Source organism: Bacteroides faecium, from assembly GCF_012113595.1.
Taxonomy (GTDB): domain Bacteria; phylum Bacteroidota; class Bacteroidia; order Bacteroidales; family Bacteroidaceae; genus Bacteroides; species Bacteroides faecium.
Window position 1 is genome coordinate 4571620 of record NZ_CP050831.1, and the last position, 16447, is coordinate 4588066.

Annotated in this window: 14 protein-coding genes; 7 read left to right on the forward strand and 7 right to left on the reverse strand. The window is 47.0% G+C overall.

All coding sequences use genetic code 11. The features are described from left to right. The first annotated feature begins 96 nt into the window (after positions 1–96). The 4 genes from BacF7301_RS16895 (at position 97) to BacF7301_RS16910 (ending at position 2153) form a co-directional block, all read left to right on the forward strand. Positions 97–405, forward strand: coding sequence for a nucleotidyltransferase domain-containing protein (locus tag BacF7301_RS16895; protein ID WP_167964619.1), 309 nt, complete (start codon positions 97–99; stop codon positions 403–405). Further along, positions 402–821 carry a HEPN domain-containing protein gene (locus tag BacF7301_RS16900; RefSeq protein ID WP_167964621.1) on the forward strand — a complete coding sequence of 140 codons (420 nt, stop codon included), beginning with the start codon at positions 402–404 and terminating at the stop codon, positions 819–821. The genes BacF7301_RS16895 and BacF7301_RS16900 overlap by 4 nt, the downstream gene beginning before the upstream one ends. 186 nt (positions 822–1007) lie before the next feature. Next, positions 1008–1535, forward strand: a complete 528-nt coding sequence (locus BacF7301_RS16905; RefSeq protein WP_167964623.1) for an HU family DNA-binding protein — start codon at positions 1008–1010, stop codon at positions 1533–1535. A gap of 156 nt (positions 1536–1691) precedes the next feature. Next, positions 1692–2153, forward strand: a complete 462-nt coding sequence (locus BacF7301_RS16910) for an N-acetylmuramoyl-L-alanine amidase (protein ID WP_167964625.1) — start codon at positions 1692–1694, stop codon at positions 2151–2153. Positions 2154–2277: 124 nt separating this feature from the next. Here BacF7301_RS16910 and BacF7301_RS16915 read toward each other — a convergent pair whose 3' ends face one another. The 7 genes from BacF7301_RS16915 to BacF7301_RS16945 all read right to left on the reverse strand — a co-directional run bounded on the left by BacF7301_RS16915 (position 2278) and on the right by BacF7301_RS16945 (position 11498). Next, complete coding sequence (locus BacF7301_RS16915; protein ID WP_167964627.1) at positions 2278–3396, reverse strand: glycosyltransferase family 4 protein; 1119 nt, start codon at positions 3394–3396, stop codon at positions 2278–2280. Positions 3397–3409: 13 nt separating this feature from the next. Then, complete coding sequence (locus BacF7301_RS16920; RefSeq protein WP_167964629.1) at positions 3410–4621, reverse strand: glycosyltransferase family 2 protein; 1212 nt, start codon at positions 4619–4621, stop codon at positions 3410–3412. A 13-nt stretch (positions 4622–4634) separates the two neighbouring features. Beyond that, the gene (locus tag BacF7301_RS16925; RefSeq protein WP_167964631.1) at positions 4635–5603 is read right to left on the reverse strand and encodes a glycosyltransferase family 2 protein; all 969 of its coding nucleotides are present in this window, start codon (positions 5601–5603) and stop codon (positions 4635–4637) included. Beyond that, complete coding sequence (locus BacF7301_RS16930) at positions 5600–6937, reverse strand: O-antigen ligase family protein (protein WP_167964633.1); 1338 nt, start codon at positions 6935–6937, stop codon at positions 5600–5602. Before BacF7301_RS16930 ends, BacF7301_RS16925 begins: the two co-directional genes overlap by 4 nt. Continuing rightward, positions 6927–9155, reverse strand: a complete 2229-nt coding sequence (locus BacF7301_RS16935; protein WP_167964635.1) for a GumC family protein — start codon at positions 9153–9155, stop codon at positions 6927–6929. The genes BacF7301_RS16930 and BacF7301_RS16935 overlap by 11 nt, the downstream gene beginning before the upstream one ends. 11 nt (positions 9156–9166) lie before the next feature. Next, a complete protein-coding gene (locus BacF7301_RS16940) occupies positions 9167–9913 on the reverse strand; it encodes a TolC family protein (RefSeq protein ID WP_167964637.1) in 747 nt (248 codons plus the stop codon). 313 nt (positions 9914–10226) lie between these two features. After that, positions 10227–11498, reverse strand: coding sequence for a BamA/TamA family outer membrane protein (locus BacF7301_RS16945; RefSeq protein WP_167964639.1), 1272 nt, complete (start codon positions 11496–11498; stop codon positions 10227–10229). A 152-nt stretch (positions 11499–11650) separates the two neighbouring features. Between BacF7301_RS16945 and BacF7301_RS16950 the strand changes: the two genes are divergently transcribed. From BacF7301_RS16950 to BacF7301_RS16965, 3 genes are all read left to right on the forward strand, one after another. Then, entirely contained in the window at positions 11651–13045 is a 1395-nt protein-coding gene (locus tag BacF7301_RS16950) for a C1 family peptidase (RefSeq protein WP_167964640.1), read from the forward strand. Between the two features lie 751 nt (positions 13046–13796). After that, a complete protein-coding gene (locus tag BacF7301_RS16960; protein ID WP_167964642.1) occupies positions 13797–15146 on the forward strand; it encodes a Na(+)-translocating NADH-quinone reductase subunit A in 1350 nt (449 codons plus the stop codon). A 121-nt stretch (positions 15147–15267) separates the two neighbouring features. Then, the gene (locus BacF7301_RS16965; RefSeq protein WP_167964644.1) at positions 15268–16440 is read left to right on the forward strand and encodes an NADH:ubiquinone reductase (Na(+)-transporting) subunit B; all 1173 of its coding nucleotides are present in this window, start codon (positions 15268–15270) and stop codon (positions 16438–16440) included. The last annotated feature ends 7 nt before the right edge of the window (positions 16441–16447 follow it).

The following is a 16447-nucleotide window of genomic DNA, read 5'->3' on the forward strand; positions in this document are numbered from 1 at the left end:
CAAATATTTCAATAGTGTAATAGAAAGAAAAGTAGCAGAATATATAGGTTTTAGCTATTAATTTCTTAACTTTGTGTAAAAGGAAGAAGATAGCTTATGAAACGTACAGAACTTGTTCATCGTATTGCGGAAACAATGCACCGCATAGCTCCCACAGCTCGGACTATACTCTATGGTTCGGAAGCTCGTGGGGATGCCCGGCATGACTCTGATATAGATTTGCTTATTTTGGTGGATGAGAACGAGTTGACGCCCGAAACTGAGTTCGCATTGCGTCGCCCTTTGAGCGAACTGGAAGCGCAAATGGGAGTAGCCATCAATACGTTGGTCGTATTGAAGCGTGCATGGGAAGGATTGACTACGCCATTATCGCTCAATATTAATCGGGAAGGGATTGTGTTATGAAAGAACTATTAGATAATGAAACCCGTGCGGCTATGGTTGATTATCGTTTGGAACGTGCCAGGCAGACATTGGGAGAGGCTGACCTGTTGCGAACGGGAGATTATTTTAATGCCACAGTCAATCGTCTTTATTATGCCTGTTATTATGCTGCATCTGCTCTTTTGTTGAGCCGGCATATTGATGCTAATACTCATAATGGAGTGAAGACACAACTTTCAATGCATTTTGTCCGGACTGGATTACTTGATTTAGAACATAGTACAACTTTTGGTGTGCTTTTTGATAAACGCCATAGTAGTGATTATGGTGATTTTGCCTATTGTGATGCTGCCTTGGTTGATGTGTTACGTCCTCGTGCCGAAGCATTTATTGATGCTGTGGAATTATTAACAAGAAAAGATAAGGAAGAAGGATAGTACTTGTCCCATTATAATCCGTTATATCCTCTTGTATCTTGTTATGTTTCGTATATTCCGTTTTATTCCGTCTTAATCCGGCGTAGCCCGGTGTAATCCGTTAAGTCGCTATCCTCTTGCCGTACCTTTGTTTCACCATCAGAAAGGGAGAATGTCCTTCCTTTCGCAGAAACAAATAGTTAAGGTATGGCAACAGTTACTGTGGTGCGCTATAAGCGCAGAAAGCGAATCGGAGATGAAGAATCGCCGATGGTATTTGCTCTCAAACCCAAATCGGGGGAAGCGAAAATCTATTCCATTGAATCTTTGGCACGTGAGATTGAGTCTATCGGAGCACTTTCGGTAGAGGATGTGTCGCACGTTATGAAGTCTTTTGTCCGCGCGATGAAAAAGGTTCTTGTGGCGGGCAATAAGGTGAAAGTAGAGGGGTTGGGTATCTTTTACACTACGCTGACTTGTCCCGGCGTGGAAGTGGAAAAGGACTGTACTGTGAAGAATATCACCCGTGTCAATCTCCGTTTCAAGGTCGATAATTCTCTGCGGCTGGCCAATGACAGCACGGCAACCACTCGTGGCGGAGATAATAATATGACCTTTGAGTTGTACACGGACAAGAAGTCCGCTTCCGGTGGAAACGGCGGTTCCGGTGAGCCCGATGACTCCGGCAAGGGGGATGGGGGAGATGGTGGCGAAACACCGGATCCGGCAGCCTAATCCAGTCCATACAGTTTAGTGTCTCCCACAAAGAACGTGAATAATAACCTATTAAAAATGCAGAGATATGATTGACAAAATCTTAGACATTGTATTGGAAGTCCTGTTCTTCTTTCGCAGAAAGAGAAAGGACAAAAGGAGCGAAAGGACAGGTCGATGAGGAAGATTGACCTGATTGTAATCCACTGTTCCGCCACCAGGGCGGACAGGGATTTCACGGAAGATGATTTGGAAGTGTGCCATCGCCGGCGTGGCTTCAACGGGACGGGTTACCATTTCTATATCCGCAAGAATGGGGACATAAAGACGACCCGTGCGATTGAACGGATCGGTGCGCACGCAAAGGGACACAACCTGAGCAGTATCGGCATCTGTTATGAGGGCGGGCTCGACTGTCACGGTCGCCCTGCGGATACACGTACCGAGTGGCAGGTTCATTCCATGCGGGTACTCATCCTTACATTGCTCCGTGACTATCCCGGTTGCCGCATTTGCGGGCATCGCGACTTAAGCCCCGACCTGAACGGGAACGGGGAGATTGAACCGGAAGAATGGATCAAGGCGTGCCCGTGCTTTGAGGTGAAGGCGGAATGGGACATGTGTAAAAACATCGGATAAATAAAAAGAGCGAGTCTTTCCATTCATGGAAGTTTCGCTCTTTTTTATTGATATTCGTTTTACTTTTTCTGCTTATATAGCTTTTCTACCCGTTTGATATTTCTATCCTACTTGTTTACTCTTTCTATTTGGCAAATTCTTTATATATCTCCAGCAATGACTCTGCGGTATTTCGCCATGAGAATATTTGGCTGCGTTTGAGTCCGTATTCCACTTGTTGCTGGTAGAATGTTTCGTCATTTTCTAATTGCAGAATTTTAGCCGTGATGTCCTCGGAACTGTAAGGGTCGGCAAGTAAAGCGCCTTCGCCTGCTATTTCGGGCATAGCGGAAGTGTTTCCTGCGATGATGGGGGTTCCGCAGGCCATCGCTTCAAGCATCGGGATGCCGAAACTTTCGCGGAGCGAAGGGTACAGGAATGCGAATGCACCGCCATAGAGAGCCGAAAGGTCAGTATTCGCAATGTATCCGGGGAAGCGGAGATGGCTCTTGATGTCGGTTATCTTTTCTTCTTCCAGTATCCGGTCGATGGCGTCTTCCTTGAGGTCGGCAATGAGCAAAGGTAACTTTTGAGCGGATTGTTTCAGGTAATCGCTGTATGCTTTCAGGACACGTGGTGTATTCTTTTTGGGGTCGGTGTTGCCCAGAAAGAACAGGTAGCTGTCCGAATCAATGTATTTTCGGGTTATTTCCGGTGCTTTGGGTTGTAGATGGAAATGCTTGTTGAAACCGTTGTATACAGCTACCAGTTGTTCTTCGGGCAGGTGTAGTGCGTCGAGAATGCGGCGGCGTTCAAACTGTGACACGGTGATAATCTTCTCGCATTTGGGAAGTATGCGCGGAACTACCAACCGGCGGTAATGCCATCCCATTTCCTGATACCATGACAGGCTGGATGATTGGCGTTTTTCCAGATAGATGATGTCGTGCAAGGTCAGAACCAGTGGCACGGGGCAGCGCAAGGGGGCTGTATTGCTGGTGCAATGCAGCAGATCGGGCTGAATGCGTTTAACTGCGCGGGGTAGCGCGACTTGTTCCCACAAGGGGTATGTGGGGCATTTCAGCTCAATGATATGCACATTGTCCGAACTCTCCAGGCAACGGTCTTCACCGGGACTGACAAAGATAAAGTATTCATTTTCATGATCCATCTTTTGTAACTCCCGGATTGTCTCGAGAGCAACGAAATCCATTCCATGCTTGTTGGGACGGAAGATGCGCTGGGCTTCAATGGCTATTTTCATATTCTTTCCTTTTTTAGTGGTGGTGTTTTTCTTTTTCTCCTTCTTCTTCTCCATGTTCTGTATGGATGAATTTTTTGTAGGCGCCTTTCAGCTTGAACAGGTTGCCGATGGTAGTGAACGCCAGTATCGGGATTCTCATCAGGGCTTTGCCTAGTTGTTTGTTGAAAAGGTGTCCCGGTATGGGGAGTGTCATTGCCGCTATTTGGGCGGCAGAGAGTATCCACCATTTAATGGCTATTGTCCACTCGTGTCCTGTGCCTTGAAAGCTCAGGCATGCGCCGATAATTGTGAAAACGAGGGTCAGCCCGAAAACACTTGCCAGTTGTATCAGGCGGGGCGGGAGCATCCATTGGACTATTTTGTCGCAGTAGTCGATGTTGCCTTGGGCTATTGCCCGGGGCAAGTGGACGAACGAGCTGCGGAGAATACCGAATTGTGCGGCTATCCAGCGTTTGCGTTGGTTGCCGATAGCTTCTTCTTTTTGCGTTTTCTCGTCGTATATGGGGATTTGCGGCAGGTAGGTGGTGTGGATACGCTGTTGCAGGAGCAGCACTTCCAGTTCCTTGTCCTCACCGGCAGTTTCGAGAAGCCGCACGTTCGTGCGGAACCAGTCAGCCTCGAAAGCCATTCCCGAACCTGACAGGGCGGCTGAGAGTCCGAGGACGTTGTGTCCGCTGCGGAAAATTCCGTTGTTGATTTCTTCGCTGATACCGTCGAGCATGGAGATGGATGTATCCATGTTTTTGCCGGTGCGGTGGGCTTGTATGCATCTCACGCCGCTGTCGAAAGCACGGTTTACCTCGGCTAGAAAATCGGGCGAGGTTAGATTGTCGGCATCCAGAATGGCTATGATGTCGTAGTGCTCCCTGCTGATAGAGTCTACTGCCATCGTCAGTGCTTTGGCCTTGGAGCTGTCTTGGTAGTCGGCTATCAGCAGGCGGATGGGCAGGGAACGCAATTCTTCGTTGGTGGCAGGCTGCATCTGGTCGGAGATGACGATGATGTCGAACATTTCACGCGGGTAATCTTGTTCGAGGAAACTGCGCACGGAAGTTGCAATGACGCGGTCTTCCTTGTATGCGGGGAAGAATACGGCAAAGCGTCTGAAGGTACGGGCTTCCGGGAATCGGGGAGCGCGATAGAACTTGGAAGCTATGGCGTATAGCAGCAGGTAGCATACGCAGAGCGCCAGCAGTGTGAAGAGAATCCAGTCGACGATATTCATGGTATGTCAGATTTTAAGAGGTTGCAGTGGATTTCTTGTCCGAAGTGTCAGGGCTTTTCTTGTCCGAAGTACCGGAGTTTTTCTTGTCCGACGCGGAGAGGAAAAGTCCGGAGTTTACTCCATAGAATACGGCGGCTGCCAGGTCGAAACGGCCTTTCATGAGGTAGACGACGCTGTTCTTTGTAGCGGCTATGGTGCTTTGATAGAGGATGGATGCCAGGCGGTTGAATCCTTTCAGGTTACGGCGGGCATAGAACAGACGGTTGCGCGTCAGGTAGTAGGTGCGCAGCTTACTGAGTTGTCCTGTGCTTTGGCTTTCTTTATGGAAAACGGTGCAACACGGGTCGTACCACAGTTCGTAGCCGGCACGCGTCATGCGGGTGCTCCAGTCCAGTTCCTCGTAGTAGAGGAAGAAGATTTCCGGCATCATTCCTGCCTTTTCTATCACTTCCCGCTTTATCATCATGGCTGCGCCATGAAGGTAGGGAGTGAGTTGCGGGCTATCGAATGTACCGTCGTCGGGGCATCCGAATCCTAGCATATGGTTGCGGAGGGTTATCGGCGACAAGGGGGTGAATCCGGCGTACTGTATGTGTTGCGGCGGAAAGGCAAATCGTATCTTCGGGGATACGCCGCCTATCTCCGGACGGCTTTCAAGGCGTTCTACCAGGCAGGACAGATGGTCTGATTCGATGTATGTATCGTTATTGATGAGGAATATGTATTTGCCTTTGGCTACACGGATTCCGATGTTGTTTCCACCGGAGAAGCCACTGTTCTCGTTGCTGCGGATGGCGACAATCGTGGGATATAGTTTCTGTATCTTGGCGGCTTCGTCTTCACGCGAGGCATTATCTACAACTATGATTTCGTAACTCACGGAGTGAATCTTGTCCTGTAGGGACTCTATGAGCTCGCAGGTGTCTTTGAAGCCGTTGTAGCAGATGGTTATAAATGATATGTCCGGGGTATTGCTTGTCATGGTTGTTCGTCAGTTTCTTGGGTGGATACTAATTCTTCTTCTTTCTTTTCTCTTGCTTCTTTTTCTTTCTCCTCGCTGAGACGCTTGTCGATATGCGGGGCGGCAAAGCAAAGGGCGAAACCTATATATATAGGTAACTGATTGGGGTATTGCATTACGTCATTCACGTAGGCGGCTATGAAGAATCCGGCAGCCATGCAGAGCCAGGCAGCTACCAGTCCTCTCACGCTCTTGTTGCGTACTTTGAACATTAATATCCATGAACACCAGGCGAAAAGGACGCCGTGTATGGCAAGATAAAGTATCAGCCCGACAATTCCTGTCTCTACCCATACGCCTACCAGCCATGAGTCGGGTGGGTAGGGCATTTGTTCTTTTGAATTGAAATTCCCGGCTTTGGAAAGCCCGATGCCGTATCCGATAGGCTTCCTTGCCATCAGTTCTTTCATTCTCTGCCGGTTTTCGACACGCACCATGTAGGACGCGTCTTCGGTGGGATGGAAAGAGGAGCGCATCTTGTGGATGTACTGATTTCCGCTTCCTATATTCGTGAAATAGAAGAAGCAAAAGACACCGATAGAAATGGCGATACCTGCCAGGAGAGCTTTCCAGTTTTTGGCTATGATGGTTATCATTAGCATGCCCCCCATAAGAACGCCCATAGCGGAACGGGTGCCGGAAATGCCCATTCCGTAGATTCCGCAGAAAGCGATGAAAAGGAAGTAAAGGCGCTTCCATTTCGAATCGACAAAGAATGCGGAAATGGCAAAGGTGACGGCTGCCATGGTGGCGTGTACGCCGTAATTGGCAGCGTCCGAGAAACAGGAGAAATAACGGATACCCGACCATATGATGTGGGTTCGTGCCCCGCCCAATGCGTAGAGGAAGTAGAGGTCCTTGGAGCTGAAACCGTGATTCTTCTGCCAATAGCCTTTGAGGGTGAATATCAATACGAATACCGACCATATAATCAGCAGAAGTTCGATGTCTTTCTTGGTGCGGACGACAACGGGCACGACGAATGCGCATATTAAAGGAATAAGCGCATAAGGTGCAAGGTTGATGTTCCAGGCAGCCATTACGTTGTTGGGATTCAGCGCTTCGAGTACGTAATACATCAGCCAGACGAGGAACAGCCAAGTCATTGTATTCTGCCCGGGCTTCCAGTCGGTTCGCTCGTCGTTGCTGAGTTGTATCAGGCAGATAATGGTGAGCAACAGGATGACTGCTGTTGAAAACAAACCTGTCTTGATGTTTGCAAACATACCTGCCGCAATCAGCGCAAACTGTGCGGCAAGCAATAAGTGGAAAGTGATGTTCCTGTTATTCGTCATCGTCCTCGTCTTCTGCTTCTTCTTTGGCCTTTTTCTTGAGGTTGAATATGATTTTTTCTGTTAATGATAATTGGCTGAAACGGTAACTTAACCGGCGCAACAATGTATAGGGCGGAAGTTGTCCGGTGAAGTCCTCTACGGCTTCACGCCGGGCATTGGTCAGGCAGATGCGGAAAGGAATGTCTGTCTTGCCCAGTTGTTGCATGAGCTGTTCGCAGAGCTGCTTGTCGATGGACTTCCAGCCACGGTTGGCAGGAGTGACGAGTATGTTGGCGTTGGCGTCGAGCAACAAAGCGGTCGGGATGTTGCTTTTCGACAACGGCGGATAGGCCACTATTAATATGTCTTCGCCTTGCAGGGCATAAAAGTCTGTGATTTTCCGGGCAAGCAGATATTGGGTGGAGTCGGTGTTGAAATCTTCTTTGTAGCTGATGAACCGTGTATTCAACATGCGGCTCTGCATATATCCGCAGATCAGGTTGCCCACTTCTTCTTCACCGGAATCTTCGCTGGTACTGAATAGGTTGATAATGAACACTCCTGGAGATTTACGCTTGGTAAGGAAGCGGAGCAGGGAGTTGGACAGCTCTTGCACGGAGAGTTGTACGTAGGTTTTTGCCAGTCCGCCATAGCGGGAAGACGATGTGTCGGGAATAGCGCCTACTGCTTTGAATCCGGTCACACGCTTGGTGCGGCTGGCATCACGCAGTGTCCTGTCGAGCATTTCAATCAACAGCAGCAGGGCAACGATAATGAGGAAGCTAGCTATACAAGCGGCTATCACAATCTGTTTCCGGTTGGTCGAATTGGATGAAATCGGGTAGGTAGGCTCGTTCAGTACTTTCAGAGTGGCGGAAGTCATTTCCAGATTTTTCTTTCTCAACAGGGCTTCGTTGTAACTTTGAAGCACGGTGAGATAGTTGCGCTCGGTGAAGTTAATCATGCGCTCTTTCTGCTTGATGGTGGTACCCACGGGGGCGAAGAATACGTAGCGGTCATTCAGTTCGCGGCGTGCGTTCTGTACAATCTTCAATTCGGCCTTGGCTTTTTCGTATAGCAGCGTCTGTTCAAGCCACTGGTCGATGATGCTGGTTCGTGAAGCGCCTTCTTTGGTATATTTATGGCCGATGTATGAAGAGGTCAGGTCGTTCAGTTCTTGTTTGACTTCGCTCAACCGTTTTTTGTCTTTTTCCAGCGACTGTGTATCCGTTTTCTTTGAGTCAGTCATCGCTTCGGCTTCTGATATTCTGCCGGTAATGTTGGAAGCTTCCCGCAGCCTGTCTACAAATTCCATGTTTTTGAGAACTTGTTTGGCATTGCTGTCCATATGCTTCTCCAGTTCGTCGAGCATGGACTTGCTGCTGTTGAATGCGAAAAGGGCGTCTTGTTCCCTCAGTTCGTATTCTTTGCTGATAGCTGCTATTTCCTTGGTTTCGTCCAGATAGTTGATGATACGTTTTTGTACGTTGTATTTTGTCAGGTCTTCTTCTTCCGCATTAAGTTTCTTTCCTATGCGCTTCAACTCTTCTTCGAAGTATTTGATTACTTTGTCCGTTTCTCCATAACGGATACGGCGGTATTCTTCTACGAATTCATCCATCAGGATGCTTACCGTATTATATACGATACCCGGATCGCCCGAAGAATAGCTGATGTCGAGCAGGTCGCTCGTCAGACGGCGTTGCACTTTTATGTTTTTCAGGGCATTGTAACTGTAGAAGGGGTGGTTATAGTAAAATAATCCGTAGATATAGTTTTCTCTGTGCGGACGCATATAGGTTTCCAGGTTGGATACGGTCTTGTCTTCGCTTGATTTGTCAATCAGCTTTAGTATCTCCGGTCCGTTCGGACTGTTTTTTAAGTGATTATAGGTGTAGTTATAGCTGGAAGGGGTGATGCCGTTCTGTTCTTTTTCCGGATTTCCTAGAATGAGTACCCGGGCAAACAGGCGTAAGCATACTCTTTTCAGGGTACTTTCAGCTTGCATGATGCTTATCAGGTTGTCCATGGAATTCTGCACCGTTGCCCAGTCTGTCCGCTTGTCGCTCTCCAGATTGTAGCCCGAAGCGACTCCTGTGTAAAGTGTAGCTTTTACATCGTATCCACCCCGCATATGGCGGGTATAATAGATGACCAGCAATGTGAAAAGGGCGGTTCCTATCAATATCAGCCAACGATGGCGAAATAGGGTCCGTATGGTAGAAATGATAAAATTCATATCTTAATCTTTTATTTTCGTATAATGGGAGTCCGGGCAATCACTTCGAGTATCATCAAGCTCTTGGTGAGCTCGAACTTGCTTTTTTCATAGGCTTCACGGGCTTGTGACTGTCGCTCTTTATCAACAGCCAGGTCGGTGGATTCTATGGTTCCATTAGCAAAGTTTTTCTCTGAAATCTCATATTGTACATTGGCAAGCACCAGACTCTCGCTGCGCATCTGAAGAACTTTTATTTGGGATGTGGCAGTGGCATACATCTCAATAATGTTTTTTTTTATCTCATCATACTTGACTTCCCGTTCCAGTTCAGCGGTTCTAAGGGTGAGTCTTTGACGGCTGACACGTCCTTTGAGGTCGAATAAATCATCTAATGGAATACTGACTCCCGCGCCTACCGTATAACCGTTCTGTGCCTGAGTGGAGTAGGTAAGGTAAGGGGCAAGTGCTACATCGGTATATGTGGACTCATTGCCGAACATACCGTATTGGTAGCTTCCTCTCAAACTAAAGAAACCAAGGAATGACCATTTCTCTTTTCGTAGTAACTTGCGCTCTATTACCGCCTTGACATCTGCCATCTCATAGATCGGACTGTTCTTGGCATTTTCGAAGAGTACAGATAATGGCGGAAGGTCAATCTTGTTATACTCATCGTCGCTTAATCGAGAATAGTCGCTGACTTCCTGTGCTGCCACATGAGTGGTGGAAGTGAATAAAAGTAATAACCCTAAAAAATGATATATAAATTGCTTCATAAAAAAAATCCTATTATTTGCTCCTGCTGTGTCATAGCTTGCGCAAATATAAGGATTAATTTCATTTATGTGCAGTCTTTTATTATCTATTTTACTTTCTTTCCCTTTTATTGTATGCGAATACTTGCTCGAAAACCTTTCGTTGCACCGGGATGGAATAATTTTCATACCGAACAGGAAGGCTTTCTGTATTAGAATCAGAACGCTTCTGTTATCTGAATCTGAATGTGTTCTGCTATCTGAATCAGAACGTTTCTGCCATTTGTATCAGAATACCTCTGCTATCTGTATCAGAACGCTTCTGCTATCTGTATCAGAACGCTTCCGTCATATTAAAATAGAATAAATTCTGCTTATTCACCATATCTCTACCGAAGTCGAGCCGTATATTCATTCGAGGTTGTACTTCAACACGCAAGCCTACGCCGAGATTAGGAAGGACGCCTTCTATCTTTCCCGGAGTAGGGCCCATGAATCCGCATCCGCCCCAAGCCACATAACCTACGTGATTGAGCATCTTCTTCACCCATGTGCTTTTGTCCGTATTTATCATCTGACGATATTCTGCCATCATTACATGAGACGACTTGTCGCGAAACTGTCCCATATAATATCCGCGAAGGTCGAAAGGCGTTCCGCTAAGTGCGTATTTCGTCAACGGCACATCTCCGAATACGTTTTTTGTCTGCACCGTCCATGCAATTACTTTACGTAAACCAACAGTCTTATATTGACGGTAATCAAACTCCAAACGGTAAAAATTATCATCACTACCGAAGGCTTTATTATACATCATTCCACGAAAGTCCAAGTACATTCCCCGGTAAGCATTCGCAGGAATATCACGCGTGTCATATGTCAACAGAAAACCGAGTCCTGAGCTGAAATTCTTATATCCATGCTCCGTGCCGCCCGCCGCAACATAAGACGGCTGATTAATCATTCCTTCCGCAGGTTTAGTAATCTTATCATAATTCAAATCGACTTGGGGACCAGCGAAGAAGTCGCTTTCGCCCAAGCGGAAAAGGAACCACGGGTTCACCTGAATACCGCTATACCGATATTCGCTGGTATCTTCACCACGGGGATAATCTTTATTGGTACTATATCCGATACCATAGAAATTCTCAATCGTATTTTTATAGGAGAATGTTCCGAAAATGCGGAAGCGGTCGCCTTTGAAGAATAGTTGTGGCTTCGCCATCAAATTCAATCCGCCCTTAAACATCAGCGCGATAGCCATCGGTACCACCGAACGTCGCTGAGTGGTGTCGCTCGGATTCATCCGGAACGTCATCAACGCGCTACCGCCTACCAACAAACCGAAGTCCGGTGTATAGCTGGGCCCACCTAATATATTATAGTGAAGATTTCTCTTTGCCACACGTTGGCGGCGTAATTCGCGTTTGGAGAGGGTAATCACTGTATCCGACGGAGCGTCTTCAATATCCGTTGGCGTATCATCACTGATAGAAGTTGTGGATATTGGCAGTTCATCGCTTTTTACTGCTGTGCTGTCAGCCGTAGCCGACATAATATTGATAGATGGAAACACCATCAATACACCTATTATATATTTCTTCATATTTTCTTTCTGAGGAATTCGACTGCAAAGAAAACTCTTTTATTTCGATTAGTTTTGATACACTTAGATAATAATTCTAAAAAAGAATCGTAAATTTGCGATTTTACATTACCATATATGAACTGTAAGTCCATTAACAAACTATTATACTAATGAATAAACGAATTTTATCAGTTTTTGTTTTCTGTGCTTTCTATTATTCTACACAAGCGCAAGAAGTGAAAGGCGGCATCAGCGACGACATGATGCAGCAAATCAAGCAGAGTTACCAGAACACCCCGAGTGACAAGGCTATCCGCAACGCTATCGGCAGCAACGACATCCGCAAACTGGCTCTGAATCAGGACAACCTGAAAGGTATGGATACGCACTTTTCTATCAAAGTGAATTCCAAAGGTATCACCGACCAGAAATCTTCCGGCCGTTGCTGGCTCTTCACTGGTCTGAACGTGATGCGTGCCAAAGCCATCGCTCAGCACAACCTCGGCTCATTCGAGTTTTCGCAAACCTACCCTTTCTTCTTCGACCAACTGGAGAAAGCGAACCTTTTCCTGCAAGGCATCATCGACACCAGCGACAAACCGATGAACGACAAAATGGTGGAATGGCTTTTCCGTAACCCATTGAGTGACGGTGGAACCTTTACCGGCGTAGCCGACATCGTAAGTAAATACGGACTTGTCCCCAAAGATATAATGCCCGAAACGAACAGCAGCGAAAGCACATCTCGCATGGCGAACCTGGTAGCTTTGAAACTCCGTGAACAAGGTCTGCAACTCCGTGACCTCGCCGCCAAAGGTACTAAGCCCGCCGCCCTCGAAAAGACTAAGACCGAAATGCTTAGTACCATCTACCGCATGCTTGTCTTAAACTTAGGTGTTCCCCCCACTGAATTTACTTGGACGGAATACAACGCCCAAGGCAAGCCCGTCTCTACGGAAACCTACACCCCGCTTTCTTTCCTGAAGAAATACGGCGACGAAAACCTTATCGGCAACTACGTCATGCTCATGAACGACCCCAGCCGTGAATTCTACAAATGTTATGAAATAGACTACGACCGCCACCGTTACGACGGCAAAAACTGGACATATGTCAATCTCCCCATCGAAGACATCAAAGAGATGGCTATAACCTCTCTCAAAGACAGTACCATGATGTATTTTTCTTGCGATGTAGGCAAATTCCTCAACTCCGACCGTGGTCTGCTGGATGTAAAAAACTACGACTATGAATCTCTCATGGGCACTACGTTCGGCATGAACAAGAAGCAACGCATCCAAAGCTTTGCCAGCGGCTCAAGCCACGCCATGACACTCATGGCGGTAGACCTCGACAAAAATGGAAACTCAACCAAATGGATGGTTGAAAATAGTTGGGGTGCCGGCTCCGGTTATCAAGGTCATCTCATCATGACTGACGACTGGTTCAACGAATATATGTTCCGCCTGGTAATAGAAACCAAATACGCCACGAAGAAAGTCTCGGAAATCCTCAAACAGAAGCCCATTCGTCTTCCTGCTTGGGATCCTATGTTTGCTGAATAATGTTCTTTCTTTTGTCTTGAAACAAAAGAAAGAACCAAAGAAAAATTCAAGGCTGACTTTTTTCTCCTACTCGTTCCCTTCACTTCGCTAAAGGGCAGAAACTCGCTTCGCTCAAACAGTCTGCCCTTCTTAACGCTCCGTTACGGTCTCTCGCTTAACGGAGAAAAAAGTAGGCCGGGAACCCATTCGGCGTGGATGCCCATGCGGTGTGGATGCTTTTTGATGTAAATATCTCTTCGGTTTGGAAATCTTTTGTGATGTGGATTCTTTTGCAACGTGAATGGTTATACTGCATGTAAGCTTATGCAGTATAACCATTGTTGATTGTAGAATTTCTATGAACGTTTATAATGTAGAAACTCTATTCTCTAGGGATATTTATTGTAGAAGTCAACTCACTTTGTTTTGACTTTCTTCCGCACGGGTATCCATGCCGCATGGTTTCCCGGCCTCGTTTTTCCGGCGTCAAGCGCAGGTGTTTTCTCCGGCGTTAAGAAGGGCAGACTGTTTGAGCGAAGCGAGTTTCTGCCCTTTAGCCGGAGAGAACACCGGAGTAGCCGGAAAAACGCAGCCTTGATTCTTTCTTTTTGGTTCTTTTTCTTTCGTATCAAGACGAAAGAAAAAGAACGTGCACGAACACGACAAGGAATTACGGATATTTTTCCGTAATTCCTTTCTTTTTTCCTCTTTAATCACATTATTATTTATTACTTTTGCGGCAAATTTATGAAACCATTATTTTATTTATAGCATGGCAAATGTAATAAAGTTACGCAAAGGCCTTGACATAAACCTGAAAGGTACGGCTGCTGAGACGTACACAACAGTGAAAGAGCCGGGATTTTACGCACTCGTACCCGATGATTTTCCTGGAGTGACGCCGAAGGTAGTCGTAAAAGAGCAGGAGTATGTGATGGCTGGTGGACCCTTGTTTATCGACAAGTATCATCCTGAAGTAAAATTTGTTTCGCCCGTGAGCGGTGTAGTGACAAGTGTAGAGCGTGGAGCACGTCGTAAGGTACTGAACATTGTGGTGGAAGCTGCTGCAGAGCAGGACTACGAAGAGTTTGGTAAGAAGAATGTTGCAACGATGGATGCAGAAGCAGTAAAGGCCGCTTTGTTGGAAGCCGGTATTTTCGCATTTATCAAACAACGTCCTTATGACATCATTGCAGATCCGACAGTGGCGCCGAAAGGCATCTTCGTATCCGCATTCGATAGCAATCCGCTGGCACCTGACTTCGAATTTGCGCTGAAAGGCGAAGAAGCAAACTTCCAGACAGGACTCGATGCCCTCGCCAAGATGGCAAAAACTTACCTGAACATTAGCGTGAAGCAGAACGCTGCCGCGCTGACACAGGCAAAGAACGTTACAGTTACCGCATTTGACGGGCCGAACCCTGCAGGAAACGTAGGCGTTCAGATCAACCATCTCGATCCCGTATCCAAGGGCGAAACAGTATGGACTATTGATCCGCAAGCTGTAATCTTCATCGGCCGTCTCTTCAATACAGGCCGCGTAAACTTCACACGCACAGTAGCCGTGACAGGTTCCGAAGTGCTGAAACCTGCATACTGCAAACTTCAGGTAGGCGCACTGCTCACTAACGTGTTTGCCGGCAACGTAACAACAGGTAAAGACTTACGCTATATCAGCGGTAACGTGCTGACAGGAAAGCAAGTGTCCCCGAACGGATTCTTAGGCGCATTCCACAGCCAGGTGACAGTCATTCCCGAAGGAGACGACATTCACGAAATGCTCGGATGGATCATGCCGCGTTTCAATCAGTATAGCGTCAACCGTTCATACTTTAGCTGGTTGATGGGAAAGAAAGAATACACACTCGACGCACGTGTCAAGGGTGGCGAACGCCATATGATTATGTCAGGCGAATACGACAAAGTATTCCCGATGGATATCCTGCCCGAATATCTGATTAAAGCCATCATCGCCGGCGACATCGACCGCATGGAAGCACTTGGCATCTATGAAGTAGCTCCTGAAGACTTCGCGCTCTGCGAATTTGTCTGCTCCTCAAAGATGGAACTGCAACGCATCGTTCGTGTCGGACTCGACATGCTTCGCTCGGAAATGGCATAAGAGAATTAATAATTAAAAATTAAAAATTAAAAAATGATAGTTGGGACTTTGTGAAATCGTCTTCTGGTAAACACAGCGTAGCTATTTCTCAATTCTCAATTCTCAATTCTCAATTTAATAAATGAAAGCGTTAAGAAATTATCTCGATAAGATAAAGCCGAACTTTGAAGAAGGCGGCAAATTCCACGCATTCCAGTCGGTGTTCGACGGCTTCGAAACATTCCTGTTCGTGCCCAGCAAGACTGCGAAAACGGGAACGCATATACACGACGCGATTGACAGCAAACGCATCATGTCGATTGTGGTTATTTCGTTAGTACCGGCATTGCTGTTCGGTATGTACAATGTAGGTTACCAGCATTTTCACGCTACTCATACTCCGGGTAGCTTTATTGAAATGTTTGCTTACGGATTCCTGGCAGTACTGCCCAAAATTATCGTATCTTATGTAGTAGGTCTTGGCATTGAGTTCGTCGTAGCCCAATGGAAGAAAGAAGAAATTCAGGAAGGGTTCCTTGTTTCAGGTATCCTGATCCCGATGATCGTTCCGGTAGACTGTCCGCTGTGGATTCTTGCCGTAGCTACTGCATTCTCTGTAATCTTCGCTAAAGAAGTATTCGGTGGTACAGGTATGAACATCTTCAACGTTGCGTTGATTACCCGTGCATTCCTGTTCTTCGCATACCCGACCAAGATGTCCGGTGATGCCGTTTGGGTATCGGGCGACAGCATCTTCGGCCTGGGACAGTCGGTAGACGGATTAACCGTTGCCACTCCGCTGGGAGAAGCCGCTACAACCGGTGCTGCCCCTGCGTTTAACATGGATATGGTGACAGGTCTTATTCCGGGTTCTATCGGTGAAACAAGTGTGATTGCCATCCTGATTGGTGCCGTTATCCTTCTGTGGACAGGTATTGCAAGCTGGAAAACAATGATTTCCGTATTTGTCGGCGGTGCATTCATGGCTTGGGTATTCAATGCCATCGGCATGGAAAACAACGCTATGGCTAACATGCCTTGGTACGAACATCTCGCTCTCGGCGGTTTCTGTTTCGGTGCCGTGTTTATGGCTACCGACCCTGTAACTTCCGCACGTACGGAAAAAGGTAAATATATCTTCGGATTCCTGATTGGTGTGATGGCTATCGTCATCCGCGTTTTGAACCCGGGTTATCCTGAAGGTATGATGCTTGCCATCCTGCTGATGAACATCTTCGCTCCGCTGATTGACTACTGTGTAGTACAGGGCAATATCGGCCGCCGCGAAAAACGCGCTATCAAGTCTAACCAATAAATACCGA